Genomic DNA, 15,027 nt, shown 5'->3' with positions numbered 1-15,027 from the left:
TTTATTTTCTTTTTTTCTTTTTCTTTTTTTTACGATTAGGATTTGCTGTTATTTTTTTAGGCATTTGCTGTTCATCCTGCTGCTTTTCCGGTCTGGCCTGGTATTTATCTTTTTCCTTTCCTATTCTGGTTTTCATAAAATACCAAAGCGGACCTGTAAGAAATACAGATGAAAAAGCTCCACCTATAACACCTACCATTAATGTCAGAGAGAATTCTTTTAATGAAGAAACACCAAGCACAAATAACACAAATACCATAACAAAAGTTGTCAAAGATGTATTAATTGTACGTGTTAATGTCTGACAGATACTGCTATTTACAACATCTTTAACCTGATATGGTTTTGCAGTCTTCAGATTTTCTCTGATACGGTCAAATATTACAATGGTTGAGTTAATGGAATAACCTATGATTGTCAGCATGCAGGCAATAAAAGTACCTCCAACAGCCAGTTTTCCAATGGAATAGGCTGCAAACACAACAAGCACATCATTAATCAGTGCAATAATCGCACTTGATCCAAACTTCACATCTTTAAATCTGATTGCAATATAAATTAACATACATACTGTAGAAATCAAAACTGAAATAAACGCATCTCTCTGCATCTCACTACTGATTGTTGAGCTGATATTTTCTGTAGCTACAGATGTAGCATTGTAATCGGTTTTTAATGTTTTCTCAATTTGTTTTCTCTGATTTAAACTTAATTCCACGCTTTTGATTACCATCTGATTATTTGCCTTCACCTTCTGGCTCTGAACAGATGAAGATTTGCTTACTTTTTCATAGGCAGCAACCACTTTTTTCTCTAAAGAATCATTAACTTTTTGGTTTTTGTCAAAAGTAATAGTTGAAGCTGTTCCTCCTGAAAATTCCAGATCGTAGTTCAATGCAGTACCAATCTGACTTTTATTGATTGGCAAAAATGCCAGTCCTGCAACAATGATAACTGCTGCCACTGCTACATATTTCTTTCCTGCTTTTACAAAATCACGCTTCTTGATTGTTCTTGCTTTTCCATATAATTTTGGATTACGCAATCCAAATGTATATGCCGAATTTATAAGAAGTCTGCTGATCACCAGTGCTGTAAACATGGAAATTGCCACACTCATTCCAAGAGTCTGTGCAAATCCTTTAACTGTACCTGATCCTTTAAACCAAAGTACCAGTACTGCAATCAAAGTGGTCACATTTCCATCGATAATGGCAGAAGCAGCTTTACCGAATCCCGATTTAATTGCTGCGCCAACACTTTTACCTGCTGCAATTTCCTCCTGGATTCTTGCATAAATGATAACATTGGCATCCACTGCCATTCCGATACCTAAGATAATACCTGCCAGACCTGGCAATGTCAGTGTAACATTGAATCCATTTAATGCCAGAAGAGTCATCAGCAGATAAATTGACAGAGCTACACAGGCAATCGCACCTGGAAGTGCATAAAATCCAATCATGATGAGACACACTATTCCAAATCCTATGATACCTGCTTTAACTGTAGTCTCAATGGCATCCACTCCAAGTTTTGCAGATACAACATTTGAGCGCAGTTCTTTTAATTCTACAGGTAATGATCCAATTCGAATAGATGATGCAAGATTCTCTGCTGCCTCATAACTTTCCATTCCATCAATGGTACATTCTCCTTTTGTAATTGCTTCCTTAACATTCGGAGCACTGATAATCTGGTTATCATAAATAATATAGATTGGTTTTCCAATATTTTCTTTTGTAGCTTTTGCAAAAGCTTTTGTTCCTTTAGCATCAAATTCCAATGCAACCAGATATTCTTTCTGTCCTGTAGTCTGATCTTCGTTCGTTACTGCTTTTGCACGTTTAACATTCTGTCCTGTCAATATTGTAGACATTTGATTCTGGGTTGTAGTTTTACCGTTTTCTTTTACTTTTACTTCTTTCATTGTTGCAAAAGAAAGACTTCCCGGTTTCCCCAGCTCATCAAGAATTTTATTTGCATCTGAGACACCAGGAATTTCAATATTGATCCGGTCTTTACCCTCTCTATAAACCTCAGCTTCCGTACTGTATCCTTCCACACGTTTCTGAAGCTTATAAACAGTATCTTTCATATCACTTTCAGATACATTTTTTCCATCTACTTCATAAGTGATGCTAACTCCTCCGGCAAGATCCAATCCAAGTTCAATATTACTTGCACGTCCAATCTTTTCCTTTGTGATACCTTTCGTTGTAATAAAAACTCCAAATGCACATAAAACGATCAAGGCCACGAGACCTGCAATATATCTTCCCTTCTTATTCTGCTTCTTCATTTTCTGTCTCCTCTTCCAGTGCAAGTGCTGCTTTTACCATCAGTGCACATTCCACACGTTTACGCTCCAACTGACATCCAATTTCATAGGTTCCATTAATTGTCCCATTAAAATTATAGGAATTAGCACTGCATCCTCCACTGCAATAAAATCTTGCAAAACACTTTTTACATTCATCTTTTGTATATACACAACTTGCTTTAAAGTCTTTTACAATATCTTCTCTGGAAATTCCATCAAAGACATTTCCCATGCAAAATTCTTCCTGACCTACAAACTGATGACATGGATAAAGATCTCCCCATGGAGTAACTGCAAGATATTCAGTTCCTGAACCACATCCTGATAATCGTTTTGCCACACAAGGGCCGCCTGTCAAGTCAATCATAAAATGGAAAAATGTAAAGCCTCTGCCTTCCTTCTCACGTTTGACCATTTCCTTTGCAAGTTTATCATATTCTTTCATGATTTTTGGCAGATCCTCTTCTGTAATAGCATAGTCTTCCGTTTCAGGTGCAACTACAGGTTCCACAGAAATTTGCTGGAATCCTTCATCTGCCAGATGAAATACATCTTTTGAAAAATCCAGATTATGGTGTGTAAAAGTTCCTCTTACATAATATTTCTGCTGATTTCTGCTATCAGCAAATTTTTTAAACTTGTCTATGACAAAATCATAACTACCTTTTCCATTTCTAAACGGACGCATAAAATCATGAACTTCTTTTCTTCCATCCACACTTAATACTACATTATCCATTTCCTTATTGGCAAATTCCATAATATCATCGTTGAGGAGTACACCATTGGTTGTGAGAGTGAATCTGAACTTCTTATTGTTAGCTTCTTCTAAAGAACGTCCATAAGCAACTATTTCTTTTACTACATCAAAATTCATTAATGGCTCTCCACCGAAAAAATCCACTTCCAGATTGCGCCTGTTTCCTGAACTTTTTACAAGAAAATCCAATGCCTTTTTTCCAACTTCTGCACTCATAAGTGCACGACGCCCTTTGTATTCTCCCTCTTCTGCAAAACAATATCTGCATGCCAGATTACAATCATGAGCAATATGAAGACATAACGCCTTTACAACAGTTGGACGTTCTTTAAATTCACAAATATACTGTTCATAACAGTCTTCTGTAAATAAAACTCCTGCCTCTTTTAATTCTGTCACTTCTTTATATGCTTCTCTAATGTCCGCTTCATCATATTGTGTAAGCTTTTCCTGGATCTCTTCCAGGGAATAATCCTCGTATAAAGCAATAACTTCATAACTAAGATCATCAACAACATGAACAGAACCGCTGGCAACATCGAGAACCATGTTGTATCCATTGTTCTTATACTGATGAACCACTTTCTTTATTCTCCCTTTATTCTATATATTCTTACAATAATATCTGTACATAAGGAAATGAGGCGGCCCCCACGGAACGCCTCACCTTACAAATCATTATTTGATTATTTACTGTGTTCGCAAGTCTGATTTCCTACTGTACAAGATGTTTTACAAGCTGACTGGCAAGATGTCTGGCATTCTCCACATCCACCTTTTTTCACAGTATTTTGTAAAGTTTTATTTGTCAGAGTTTTAATATGTTTCATCTTATCTTCCTCCTATTATCTAATAAATAACTTGGAATATTATATCATATCCTTTTATAGTTGACAATGGCTATTTCTTTCTTATAACTTTTTATTGGCAGGTTCCATATTAATGGTTTTCCCTTTTATTTTAGCTCTTTTCATGCTATACATTACCTCTCTGGCAACATCCTTTGGCACTTCTACAAAGGTATATTTATCATGCATATCGATTGCACCTACCAAATCTCCTGAAATATTTGATTCTCCTGCAATTGCACCAAGAATATCTCCTGGTCTTGCACCATTTTTTCTTCCAATATTTATAAAAAGACGGGCCATTCCTGTTTCTGCACCTGTGTCCTCAAATTCATCATAGTTTATTTCTGTATCATTTTCCTGGAGATTTTTCTTCAAAAAGGCAGCGGCTATCTCAAGAGCTGTATAATCACTTTCGTTAATAAACCCATCAACCATTTCTACATATTTGTCCATATGATTATCATCAATAATTCCTGAGATTTCCTGAAGCAGATTTTCAGATTTAGTCATCTGCACATCATTATAACTTGGAATTGGCATCGCTTTAATTTTTGTTTTGCAGTAACGCATAATATCCCGAAGTTTATATATTTCTTTTCCTGCTACAAAAGTAAATGCATTACCTGTTCTTCCTGCACGTCCTGTTCTTCCAATTCGATGAACATAAAACTCATCATCCTGGGGAAGGTCATAATTAAATACCGCATCCACATCATCAACATCAATTCCTCTTGCGGCTACATCTGTTGCCACGAGAATATCCACGCGTCCTGTTCGAAAACTTTTCATAACTCTGTCACGCTGGCTCTGCTTCAAATCTCCATGAAGACCTTCAGCAAAATATCCCCTGTCCTTTAGCTGCTGTGCCACTTCATCTGCCATACGCTTTGTATTACAAAATACTACAGATAACTTTGGAGCATACATATCCAGCAGTCTGCAAAGAACTTCGAGTTTTTTCTTAGGACGAACCTCATAGTAATACTGCTCAATATTAGGTACAGTTAATTCTTTTCGAACAACTTTTATTACCTTGGCATTATTCTGATATTTTTTTCTCAAGTCCATTATTGGTTTTGGCATAGTTGCAGAAAATAACAATGTTTGACGTTCCTCTGGCAATTGTTCAAGAATCGTCTCAATATCCTCACGAAATCCCATATTTAACATTTCATCTGCTTCATCTAAAATGACTGTTTTTATAAAATCTGTTTTTAACGTATGACGCCTCAAATGATCCATAACTCTTCCAGGGGTTCCAACAACAATATTCACTCCATTTTTTAATGAACGAATCTGATTGGTTATATTCTGACCTCCATATATTGGCAACACCTTTGCTCCATGCATAAATTTTGCCAATTTTCGAAGTTCATCTGCAACCTGAATTGCCAGTTCCCTCGTTGGACATAAAATAATAGCCTGCGGCTTTTTCAACTTGGTATCCAGCAGTTCCAATACCGGGATTCCAAAAGCCGCCGTTTTCCCTGTTCCTGTCTGTGCCTGTCCCACAAGATCTTTTCCTTCTAATGCCAAAGGAATGGTTTTTGCCTGAATTGGTGAAGCCGCTTCAAATCCCATTTCTTTCACTGCTCTTAATATTTTCTCATTTAAATTTAAGTCATTAAACTGAATTGTTTCCATAATACCTTCTTGTCTTTCTTATTTGATCGTAAAATAACAAAGCGAATAAGTCCCTAGATGTTCTCCATCTTCCAAACTTTTGAAAATAAAGACTTATCCGCTTTGAGTAACGTTATCAAATATATCATATTATTTTCAGGCACGTCAAGGAAATATCTTCATGCTATCATTCCACCCAGCATACCACCTGCTGTGCATAATAAAAATACGGTTATTTTTTCTCCTGACAACAGCAGTGTATTTTCATGAATCAGCAGAGAAACTCCTAATAAAATCAGAAAATACAGCATACCGGTTATAAGTCCCCATACAAATTTTCTTTTTCCTATCTTTTTACCAACCATGGCTCCCGCTAAAACAGAAGAAATAATATAGGTTATCGTAATACCAACATTTGCAATCTTATCTCCACTTCTTAACTGATACATAAGAAAGGCCAAAATACATAAAATAATCCCTGTAATAATATAAGAAATAACCAGGCTCTGAACTACAATAAAACTTTTTTTTCCCGCTTCCATAAACCATCCTCCTCATATCATCAATTTATGCTATTATTTTGGCATCTATTCCTTTTTGTGTTAGACTAAGAATATAAAATCTAAAATAAAGGAGACACTATGATAGATTTGCATATTCATTCCACCTATTCCGATGGAACTTGTTCACCTGCTGACATTATTAAAAAGGTAACAGAAAAAGGACTTTATGGATTTTCCCTCACCGATCACGACACTACTGAAGGAATTCCTAAAATTATTGAGTGTAGCATTCCCCAAAAAATTCATTTCCTTCCTGGTATCGAAATTTCCTGTGATACTCCTAAGCATGAAATTCATATATTAGGATATGGAATTAATTATAAAAGTGAAACTTTAAACCAGACTCTCTCTGATCTTCGACAAAAGAGAATGCAGAGAAATCTTGATATGATTGCTCTGTTTCAAAAAGACGGATACCCTATAACTTTAGAAAAATTGCAAAACGGAAATCCTAATACAGTAATTACCCGTGCCCATTTCTCCAGAGTTCTTATTGAAGAAGGTATTTGTAAAAATTCTGATCAGGCATTTAAAAAATATTTAGGAGATACTTGTAAATATTATCTTCCAAAACCTTTTTTTCATCCTAAAGATGCTTTAAAACTTATACTGGATGCAAATGGTATTCCCGTTCTGGCACATCCCTTTCAATATCATTTCTCAAATCTTGAAATTGAGAATCTTATCAGAGAATTAATGACCTACGGGTTAAAAGGACTGGAAATATATCATTCCACACATCATCTGGGGCAGATAACAAAACTGCTGGAATGGCAGAAAAAATATCACCTTTTAGGTTCCGGAGGTTCTGACTTTCACGGAAACAACAAACCGGATATTGTCATAGGAACCGGAAGAGGTGGTATGTATGTTCCAGATCATCTATTTAATCTTCTGGAGCATGCATCTGCCGGCACCTTATAAATAAAAGAAAAAAAGGAACCTGTTATTTCAGGTTCCTTTTTTCTACGCTTCTTCCTGCTGAGCATTTGCCTTTTCAACTGCGGAAATTGCTGCTTTCTCCATTGGAATTCGACAATGTTTATCATTTCCAAATTCTACGATGATTGTACTATCATCTACAGTATCCACAATAACCCCGTAAAAACCACTAACAGTCAAAACACTATCTCCTACCTCTAGAGATCCCATTAATTCTTTCTTTTCCTGTTCCTGTTTTTTCTGTGGACGAATCATTAAAAAGTACATCATTCCAAACAGTAAAACAAGCATTAAAATTGTTGACCCTGTTCCGTTCATTTGTTTCCTCCATAATTAAAGATATCATTAACCCATCATGCCTTCGAGTTTTTGACTTTTATATTCTTTGTATCTTCCTTCCTCTATGGCATCACGAATCTCACCCATCATTGTATTATAAAAATATAAGTTATGCAAGACACATAATCGCATTCCTAACATTTCTTTCGCTTTTAACAGATGCCGTATATACGCTCTGCTATAACTTTTACACGCCGGACACTGACATCCTTCTTCTATAGGGCGATGATCCAGTTCATATTTCTTATTAAACAAATTCAGCTTTCCATGATTAGTATACACATGTCCATGTCGTCCATTTCTTGTTGGATATACACAATCAAAAAAATCCACTCCACGGTCTACTGCTTCCAGAATATTGGCAGGTGTCCCTACCCCCATAAGATACGTAGGTTTATTTTCCGGAAGGTATGGTACTGTCTCATCCAAAATACGGTACATTTCCTCATGGCTTTCTCCTACGGCAAGACCCCCAAGAGCATATCCGTCCAGATTCATATCTGAAATCGTCTTTGCGTGAGCAATTCTAATATCCTCAAAGGTTCCACCTTGATTTATTCCAAATAACATCTGATTAGGATTTACAGTGCCTTCCAATGAATTAAGACGATTCATTTCTTTTTTACAACGCTCAAGCCATCTTGTAGTTCGATCCACTGAATTTTGCATATACTCTCTTGTCGCAGGATGTGGCGGACATTCATCAAACGCCATGGCAATTGTTGAGCCGAGATTTGATTGGATCTGCATACTTTCCTCAGGACCCATAAATATTTTTCTTCCATCGATGTGAGAAGAAAATGAAACTCCCTCTTCTTTAATTTTTCTAAGTTTTGCAAGTGAAAATACCTGGAATCCTCCAGAATCTGTAAGAATCGGCCGATCCCAATTCATAAATTTGTGAAGTCCTCCATATTCTTTAATCAACTTATCTCCAGTTCGCACATGAAGATGATAGGTATTAGATAATTCAACCTGTGTTCCAATCGCCCTTAGATCATCTGTACTTACTGCACCTTTAATCGCTGCCACTGTTCCTACATTCATAAAAACAGGTGTCTCAATTGTGCCATGAACAGTTTTAAGACGTCCTCGCTTTGCTCTTCCATCTTTTGCTATTAATTCATACATTATTTCACCATTATTCATAAAGTTTTTTTACATTATCCATTGTTGCTGCAAGATTCTTCAATAATCCATCCAGAATTGTAATAGCTGCCATAGATTCTACCACAACAACTGCACGCGGGACAATCATTGGATCATGTCGTCCATGAATCTCAATTTCCACATCCTGACCATCTCTGTTTACTGTTTTCTGAGTCTGTGCAATAGAAGGAGTTGGCTTTACTGCCGCTCTGAATAAAATTGTACTTCCATCACTGATTCCCCCTAAAATACCGCCTGAATGATTGGTACATTTAAGAACATTCTCTCCCTGCATCATAAAAGCATCATTATTTTCTGATCCTTTTGCATCTGCCGCCTGAAATCCATCTCCGATTTCAAATCCTTTTACAGCACCAATTGATAAAACTGCTTTTCCAAGCTGTGCACTTAATTTATCAAAGACCGGATCTCCTATTCCTGGTTTCATTCCTGTAATAACACATTCAATGGTTCCACCTACAGAATCCATCTCCTTTATCATCCGATCTGCTTTTTCCTGCACTTTAGCAGCTGCCTGTGCATCTGGCATATAAAAAGGATTATTTTGAATTTCATCTTTATTGAAATGATTACGGGAAATCTTGATTCCGGCAATAGACTCAGCATAGGCTGTAATCTGAATTCCAAGTTCACTAAGGACTTTTGCTGCAATTGCTCCTGCTGCCACACGCCCAATGGTTTCTCTTCCTGAAGAACGACCTCCTCCTCTGTAATCACGGAAACCATATTTCATATCATAAGTATAATCTGCATGTCCAGGTCGATAAACATCCTTTATATTACTATAATCTCTGGATTTCTGATTTTCATTGTAAACAACCATAGAAATTGGTGTTCCTGTAGTTCTACCTTCAAAAACACCTGACAAAATAGAAACTCTGTCCCCTTCTTTTCTCTGAGTTGTATATCGGGACTGTCCTGGTTTTCTTCGATCCAGATATTTCTGTATATCATCTTCACAGAGTTCTAAACCTGCCGGACATCCATCAACCACAACGCCAAGACCGGCACCATGAGTTTCTCCCCATGTGGTTATCTGAAATAATGTTCCAAAACTTGATCCTGCCATATGTAATCCCCTCTATAACTTAATATTAGCCAACAAATCTCCAAGACTTGTTCCTGCTGCCTCTTTCTCTGTATATTCTATACCTGTTTCTTTTGCTTTCTTTTCTTCTTCAGCATCTTCTTCTAAAGCTTTCATGCTCAGACTTACTTTTCCATCAGCAACTTTTATAATTTTAACTGTTACCTTCTGTCCTTCTTTTACCATCTCTTCCGGACTTTTAATTCTTTTTTTACTGAACTGGGAAATATGGATTAATCCGCTGATTCCATCACCAATATCAACAAACGCACCATATGGCATAAGATTTTCTACAGTACCTTCTACCACTGTTCCAACTTTCAGCTGCTGAATTTTTTCCTGTAAAGCTGCATGTTCTTTCTCAATTTCCACAGCCTTTGCTGATAAAACAAGTCTCTGATTTTCTTCTTCAACTGTGATAATCTTTGCCTCTACCTCTTTCTGAAGCCACACATTTAAATCCTCCACATACTTTGTGGATAATAAAGAAGCTGGAATAAATCCTCGAACACCTTCCACGTAAACGATTACTCCTCCATTTACTACTCCACCAACAGTCAGGGAAAGAACTGTACCTTCTTCTTTCATCTGTTCCAGATTTGCCCATACCATTGCTTCACTGTTTTCTGCTTTCTCTAAAGATTCTTCCAGTGCTTTTCCAAAGTCTTCGTTTGTTTCTTTTATTTCTTCTGCCATAATTCTTTTCCTCCATCTAATAAAACATACATGAATAATATTATAGCATAGATTTATTAAGATTATAACCTTGTAACTTCCTTTTTTCTAATTCTTACAGCCAGCCACAAAAAAACAAATAATATTACCAATAAGCATCGATCATCATCTTTATGCTGTTTTCTCTGTTTCCCTTTTACCACTTTGACCATCTGTTTTGGCGTAATCTTTTTAACCGCAAACTTCATGGTTAAATTTGTTAAATTTCCTGCTCTGTCTGTAGATTTAACATGAATCAGATGTTTACCTGGTTCTAATATCTTTAAAATCACCAGATTTCTTTTAAACTTTATTGGAACTCCATCTAAAATTATTCTGACAAACTTATCTTCTTTCTTTTTAGTCTGGATCCGAATCTTCTGACCATACCAGCTGTTATGGTTACTATCTATTCCATTCATCATAATCTCAGGTGCTTCTGTATCATAAACAAATTTCATTTTTTCTGACTCTGCCGTATTTCCAGAGGAATCAATCAATAATGCTTCTATTACATATTTCCCATCACTTTTTATCGGTTCCCTTGCTTCCAATAAATTACCGTTCCATCTATATTCCTTATTTTCCCCGTTTATTTTATATTTTACTACTTGAACAGGTTCTAGACTTTCCACCTTAAAAGCCGGAATAAATTTTTTCTTTCGAATATAGCTATTTTGAAGATTTTTATCTGATAATTGTATTTTAATTCCCTTTTTATTTACAATAAAATGTCTTTTGACTTTCGAAAAATTCCCTGCATAATCTTTTGCATATATTTCCAGACAATAATAGCCATCTTTTTTTATTGTAGCTGGTATCCATCTGTCTCCATTAAGATAAATTCTTTCACTATCTTTTTTTCGATTGGAATCTGATATCATTATCTTAATTTTTACATTATTTTTATATGAATCATAATCTCTGATTCCATCAAGAATAATCTTAGGTCTCTCATTATCAATTTGAAATTGTTTTTTTATGGTATTGCTTTGATTTCCTGCATAATCTTTTGCTTTGATACTTAAATACTGTTTCCCTTCTGAAGAAAAGTCTACAACAATACTATATCCATTTGAAAAATTTTTCCACTGAGAACCTATTCTCCCAGTTGTCTCTATCTGAACATCTTGTTTATTCAGATTTAAATCTCTGATATATATTTTTACTTTTTGTTTTTTACAATATTCAGAATTTCTAAATGGATATATATATTTCACTTTTATCTGCGGTTCTAACCGATCAATCTTCACATAATCAGTTTCCGACTGATTTGATATATTTCCAGCTTCATCAACGCACCACCCATACCATTTATATATTCCATCTTCTTTCGCTTGTGGAATCTTATTTTTCATAGTACAGGTTTCGCCTGTTGTTACATTTTTCATTTTTGCAAAAAAGAAAACTTCAGGACCTTTTTCCTTTAAAATCCTACATTTTATTTCTGGAATTTTTTGATACCATCCATTTTCCTTAAAATGATTCTGCACAAATTCAGGTGGATCAGGTGAAGTTTTCCACAATCGAACAGGTATTGTAACTATGCTTCCCTCTTGTCCTGCATTGGAAACAGTCCGAAAGGAAATGACACCTTCAAAATTTTCATCAAGAGTCAGCTGACCATCTTTCATAGTTGTCCATGATTGTCCAAAAAATTTATACTCATACCGTGAAACTCCTGACAAAGATTCCCCTTTTCTAGCTTTTATATTAATATTTTTTGAAGTCCATGTTCCCAGATTATAATCCCCAACATCAATTTCCGGTCTTTCCGGAGAATTTATTTCAACATATATGGTTTTTATTTCTTCTTGTCCACTTTCATGCTCTATTTTAATAGAATAGATTCCTTCTTTTTCGAAATACAATTCTGCCATTGTTTCATCCTGCCATTCAACGTCCTGCTCCTGATGATTCACAAACAGTTTAATATCATCTGGTAAAACATTTTCTACTAATTGTATCTCTAATTTTACACTACTTTGAAAATATGGTGCATTTCCGCCTCCTGTAAATTTCAAATCCCATAATTTTTCATCCCCTTTCACCTGTATCCCTGTCCAAAAGGCAAAACATAAAACAACGAAAAATCCAAATATTATTTCCCCTTTGATCTTTAATACACTCATAATCCCAATCTCTCCTTTAACTTTGATGCCTTATTACCAGTAATATCTGCCTTCTTCTTTCCTTTTCTATATATCTGTTTTGCTTTTTCCCACTGGTTATAACGGCACAGATATATACAATAATCAATATATGCATCTGGAAAATGAGGATACTTTTTTATAAATATTTCATAATCAGAGTATATCTTTTTACCATGTTCTTCTTGAAAAAGCAGATATCGCCGATAATAATTCCATGCCCTGTAAGGCTCTTCTTCCTTTTTCATATATCTTTGAATAAAAGATACAAAAAGCTCTTTCTCACCTTTATTGGCAAGTCTTTCATAAATTTCCACTTTCTCATTCAATAAAAACTCTTTCTCTGACTTTTTTTGTTGTATCTCCATATCTTCAATTATTTTCAGGGCTTTTTTCAATGGACTTCCATACTTTTCAAGATAATCTTCATAGGTAATGTACATTTTTAAAATATATTTCTTCCTGAAAAAACTTTTGGAATCTTTCTCACAAAGATAAAGATTTCTCCATAAATCTTTATAATCTTTTTTACCTTCTTCATCATTTTCCCATTTTTCCAGACTTTTCCATGGTGATATAAAAGAAACATTTTCTTTCTTTTCAGGTTTCCACAAAATCTGAATAAAAATAATCAGAATACCGGCACAAAAAATCTGTTTTTTTACCCTTTCTTTTTTTACCAGTTTTAATAACTCCATTTCCACATCTTTTACATCCTTATAACGCTTATCCAAACTTTTAGATGTACAGATACCTATAATATTCCCCATCTTTTTCCTCATTTTTTCAGGACAGCAGTAATCTAATATTTTCCCTAAGCTAAATATATCTGCCTTTACATCAGCTTTATGTCCTGGAATATATTGTTCTGGAGCAGCAAAACCTTTAGTTCCACAGCCAGTATTATTCTCTCCAAAATAGACAGAAGCACCAAAATCCACAAGATATAGTTTTTTTGAAGAATGTATCATAATATTTTCTGGTTTCAAATCCATATATACTATCTTGTTTTTTCCCTTATGTATCCACTCCAGTATCTGACACAACTGTATGCCCCACTTAAGATACCGTTTGCAATTTGGCATACCATGAACTCTAATGTATTCTCTCATATTCATTCCCTGAAGATATTCCATAATTAAATATAATTTTCCATCTTCTATCTCATAACCGTAATAATCAGGAATTCCATCATTACCTGATACCTCCTCAAAAACACTTTTTTCCTTCCATCCCTGTAAATTATAATCAATAGATTTTATGGCATATTTTTTTCCTGTACCCTGTTCACGGACTAAAAAGACTTTCCCCATTCCTCCTTCTCCCAGCAAAGACAATATTTGAAATCTTTTTAATATTATTTTTCCGGAACTTTTATTAAAATACATGAAAGATTATCCAGCTCCCCCCTCTCCTTTACTTTTTGAAAACATCTTTTCACCCATATTTTCATTATTTCCTCTGATGCATCTACCTGATATATTTCTTCTTCCTCAAGCAAACTATAAAAACCATCGGTACAGAGTAAAAACTCCATCCCAGGTCGAAGTCGTCCATTATAACAATCCACTCGTATATCTTTTGTAACACCAACACATTGTATCAAAATATGTCTTCTTGGATCTTTTCGTGCCTGTTCTTTACTTAAATGTCCTGCTTTAACTTCAAGCTGAACCAACGTATGATCCGTTGTTACATACTTTCTTCTGTGGTCAAACCAATATGTTCTGGAATCTCCCACATTTAATACAAAAAACTGATGATCCATAACAAACAGCAACGTTAATGTACTTCCCATGGCATCCTCTACTCCCTGGCTCATAAGTAAAAGATTGCTATTTGCTTTTTTTATTAAACGAATCAACTCCTTTTGTATATCTTTTATATTTCCATTCTCCAGAAAAGCAGGAAGTGATTCTTCAAACCACTGTTTTAGTATTTCAATAATATATCTGCTTGCTATTTCTCCCCGACGTAATCCTCCCATTCCATCACATACCGCAGCCAGTAAATACAATCTTCCTTTATATTCTCTTTGTTTTAACAAATAAGCGTCCTGATTTGTCGGACGCCCATTTCCAATATCTGTCATTTCAACTGAATGAATCATATATACTCCTTTCAAAGACCAAGGGAAATCATTTTGCTTTCCCTGCATAGAAAAAACCTTGCAAAGAATTACTCTCTGCAAGGTCTTTCTTATTCTTCTGTATCTTCTTCTCCATCGATTTCTTTTTGAAGAATCTCAATATCACCACGAAGCTTTTCAATCAGATTAAATAAATCAATATAATCCGCCTGAGGATAATCCATGGTTTCCTCAAAATACATCTTTCCTACCTGTTGATACAGATCATTGAGCTGTTTTTTTGCTACACGAATATCATTGTGTCTTTTGGCTGAATCAGCTACTTCTTTCGCCTTATTAGCAGCGACCTTCCCTTTTGTGGAAATAGTCTCTTCCAGCCGACCAAAAAAATCTTTTGCCATAAGCGCTCACTCCTA

General features: G+C 35.2%; 14 protein-coding genes. 1 reads left to right on the top strand and 13 read right to left on the bottom strand.

The features are described from left to right. Position 1 precedes the first annotated feature (1 nt). The 5 genes from secD to KTB61_RS00920 form a co-directional block, all read right to left on the bottom strand. Entirely contained in the window at positions 2-2,302 is a 2,301-nt protein-coding gene (secD, locus tag KTB61_RS00940; RefSeq protein WP_216696619.1) for a protein translocase subunit SecD, read from the bottom strand. Continuing rightward, the gene (gene scfB / locus KTB61_RS00935; protein WP_075759123.1) at positions 2,286-3,665 is read right to left on the bottom strand and encodes a thioether cross-link-forming SCIFF peptide maturase; all 1,380 of its coding nucleotides are present in this window, start codon (positions 3,663-3,665) and stop codon (positions 2,286-2,288) included. Before scfB ends, secD begins: the two co-directional genes overlap by 17 nt. Positions 3,666-3,769: 104 nt before the next feature. Further along, positions 3,770-3,913 (bottom strand): six-cysteine ranthipeptide SCIFF, encoded by a 144-nt coding sequence (gene scfA / locus KTB61_RS00930; protein ID WP_009203580.1) that lies wholly within the window; start codon positions 3,911-3,913, stop codon positions 3,770-3,772. Between the two features lie 81 nt (positions 3,914-3,994). Further along, complete coding sequence (locus tag KTB61_RS00925) at positions 3,995-5,578, bottom strand: DEAD/DEAH box helicase (RefSeq protein ID WP_075759124.1); 1,584 nt, start codon at positions 5,576-5,578, stop codon at positions 3,995-3,997. Positions 5,579-5,736: 158 nt separating this feature from the next. Next, entirely contained in the window at positions 5,737-6,099 is a 363-nt protein-coding gene (locus KTB61_RS00920) for a TIGR04086 family membrane protein (protein ID WP_216696618.1), read from the bottom strand. A 99-nt stretch (positions 6,100-6,198) separates the two neighbouring features. Here KTB61_RS00920 and KTB61_RS00915 point away from each other — a divergent pair, with 99 nt between their 5' ends. Beyond that, the gene (locus KTB61_RS00915) at positions 6,199-7,044 is read left to right on the top strand and encodes a PHP domain-containing protein (protein WP_216696617.1); all 846 of its coding nucleotides are present in this window, start codon (positions 6,199-6,201) and stop codon (positions 7,042-7,044) included. Positions 7,045-7,086: 42 nt separating this feature from the next. Here KTB61_RS00915 and yajC read toward each other — a convergent pair whose 3' ends face one another. The 8 genes from yajC to KTB61_RS00875 form a co-directional block, all read right to left on the bottom strand. Continuing rightward, positions 7,087-7,380: a preprotein translocase subunit YajC gene (gene yajC, locus KTB61_RS00910; RefSeq protein WP_075759127.1), complete on the bottom strand. Its 294-nt coding sequence runs from the start codon at positions 7,378-7,380 to the stop codon at positions 7,087-7,089. 27 nt (positions 7,381-7,407) lie between these two features. Continuing rightward, a complete protein-coding gene (tgt, locus tag KTB61_RS00905; protein WP_075760522.1) occupies positions 7,408-8,532 on the bottom strand; it encodes a tRNA guanosine(34) transglycosylase Tgt in 1,125 nt (374 codons plus the stop codon). Between the two features lie 10 nt (positions 8,533-8,542). Further along, entirely contained in the window at positions 8,543-9,640 is a 1,098-nt protein-coding gene (gene aroC / locus KTB61_RS00900; RefSeq protein ID WP_216696616.1) for a chorismate synthase, read from the bottom strand. Positions 9,641-9,652: 12 nt separating this feature from the next. Further along, a complete protein-coding gene (locus KTB61_RS00895) occupies positions 9,653-10,354 on the bottom strand; it encodes a S1 RNA-binding domain-containing protein (RefSeq protein WP_075759129.1) in 702 nt (233 codons plus the stop codon). A 62-nt stretch (positions 10,355-10,416) separates the two neighbouring features. Beyond that, the gene (locus KTB61_RS00890) at positions 10,417-12,504 is read right to left on the bottom strand and encodes a hypothetical protein (protein ID WP_216696615.1); all 2,088 of its coding nucleotides are present in this window, start codon (positions 12,502-12,504) and stop codon (positions 10,417-10,419) included. After that, positions 12,501-13,910: a serine/threonine-protein kinase gene (locus KTB61_RS00885; protein ID WP_075759131.1), complete on the bottom strand. Its 1,410-nt coding sequence runs from the start codon at positions 13,908-13,910 to the stop codon at positions 12,501-12,503. The genes KTB61_RS00890 and KTB61_RS00885 overlap by 4 nt, the downstream gene beginning before the upstream one ends. Beyond that, positions 13,880-14,632 (bottom strand): PP2C family protein-serine/threonine phosphatase, encoded by a 753-nt coding sequence (locus tag KTB61_RS00880; protein WP_216696614.1) that lies wholly within the window; start codon positions 14,630-14,632, stop codon positions 13,880-13,882. Before KTB61_RS00880 ends, KTB61_RS00885 begins: the two co-directional genes overlap by 31 nt. Positions 14,633-14,721: 89 nt before the next feature. Continuing rightward, positions 14,722-15,012 (bottom strand): hypothetical protein, encoded by a 291-nt coding sequence (locus tag KTB61_RS00875; RefSeq protein ID WP_075759133.1) that lies wholly within the window; start codon positions 15,010-15,012, stop codon positions 14,722-14,724. Between the last annotated feature and the right edge of the window lie 15 nt (positions 15,013-15,027).

The sequence above is a fragment of the Anaerostipes faecalis genome, assembly GCF_018982945.1.
GTDB classification, from domain to species: Bacteria; Bacillota; Clostridia; order Lachnospirales; family Lachnospiraceae; genus Anaerostipes; species Anaerostipes faecalis.
Note: the sequence above shows the minus strand (reverse complement) of the source record. Positions and strands in the feature narration are given on the sequence as shown.

What these genes read in the sequence shown, in the direction of transcription:
- KTB61_RS00895 (WP_075759129.1), bottom strand. Translation starts at nt 10,354, where the DNA reads ATGGCAGAAGAAATAAAAGAAACAAACGAAGACTTTGGAAAAGCACTG.
- KTB61_RS00920 (WP_216696618.1), bottom strand. Translation starts at nt 6,099, where the DNA reads ATGGAAGCGGGAAAAAAAAGTTTTATTGTAGTTCAGAGCCTGGTTATT.
- KTB61_RS00875 (WP_075759133.1), bottom strand. Translation starts at nt 15,012, where the DNA reads ATGGCAAAAGATTTTTTTGGTCGGCTGGAAGAGACTATTTCCACAAAA.
- KTB61_RS00915 (WP_216696617.1), top strand. Translation starts at nt 6,199, where the DNA reads ATGATAGATTTGCATATTCATTCCACCTATTCCGATGGAACTTGTTCA.
- tgt (WP_075760522.1), bottom strand. Translation starts at nt 8,532, where the DNA reads ATGTATGAATTAATAGCAAAAGATGGAAGAGCAAAGCGAGGACGTCTT.
- aroC (WP_216696616.1), bottom strand. Translation starts at nt 9,640, where the DNA reads ATGGCAGGATCAAGTTTTGGAACATTATTTCAGATAACCACATGGGGA.
- yajC (WP_075759127.1), bottom strand. Translation starts at nt 7,380, where the DNA reads ATGAACGGAACAGGGTCAACAATTTTAATGCTTGTTTTACTGTTTGGA.
- KTB61_RS00890 (WP_216696615.1), bottom strand. Translation starts at nt 12,504, where the DNA reads ATGAGTGTATTAAAGATCAAAGGGGAAATAATATTTGGATTTTTCGTT.
- secD (WP_216696619.1), bottom strand. Translation starts at nt 2,302, where the DNA reads ATGAAGAAGCAGAATAAGAAGGGAAGATATATTGCAGGTCTCGTGGCC.
- scfA (WP_009203580.1), bottom strand. Translation starts at nt 3,913, where the DNA reads ATGAAACATATTAAAACTCTGACAAATAAAACTTTACAAAATACTGTG.
- KTB61_RS00885 (WP_075759131.1), bottom strand. Translation starts at nt 13,910, where the DNA reads ATGTATTTTAATAAAAGTTCCGGAAAAATAATATTAAAAAGATTTCAA.
- KTB61_RS00925 (WP_075759124.1), bottom strand. Translation starts at nt 5,578, where the DNA reads ATGGAAACAATTCAGTTTAATGACTTAAATTTAAATGAGAAAATATTA.
- KTB61_RS00880 (WP_216696614.1), bottom strand. Translation starts at nt 14,632, where the DNA reads ATGATTCATTCAGTTGAAATGACAGATATTGGAAATGGGCGTCCGACA.